Origin of the sequence: Nocardioides sp. (assembly GCF_004803405.1) — a bacterium.
Lineage (GTDB): Bacteria > Actinomycetota > Actinomycetes > Propionibacteriales > Nocardioidaceae > Nocardioides > Nocardioides vastitatis.
Genome location: NZ_SSXI01000218.1, coordinates 216 through 571, shown reverse-complemented (window position 1 = coordinate 571; position 356 = coordinate 216). Strand labels below are relative to the sequence as shown.

Annotated in this window: 1 pseudogene; it reads right to left on the bottom strand. The window is 68.5% G+C overall.

The window, feature by feature from the left end:
• A pseudogene (locus E7Z54_RS23790) lies at window positions 1-257 on the bottom strand (IS1380 family transposase); the annotation flags it as partial.
• Window positions 258-356 lie beyond the last annotated feature (99 nt).

The following is a 356-nucleotide window of genomic DNA, read 5'->3' as shown; positions in this document are numbered from 1 at the left end:
AGGACGCTCTTGTGGTCGGCGATGTCGTTGGCGGCGGCGTTTCCCGGCTGCAGCAGCATCGTCACGCATTCGCGGGTGTTGGCCAGCCAGGCTCCCAGCGGGTGATGCCCGTAGCTGCCCTTGAACGTGCCGGCCGCGCCGTCCTTCTTGCTGGTGCAGGTCACGAGGGTGGCGTCGAGATCGAGGACGTACCAGTTGGTGAGCTTGCGCCCGCATACCGAGATCCAGGGGAACCCGCCGGGGCGCAGGGCGAGCATGGTCCACACTCCACGCCGTATCACGGCACGGACGCGCTCCACCCGGGCTACGACCGGGCCGTCGATGGCTTCCAGCGTGCGCCACAGGGTGCTGTCCGA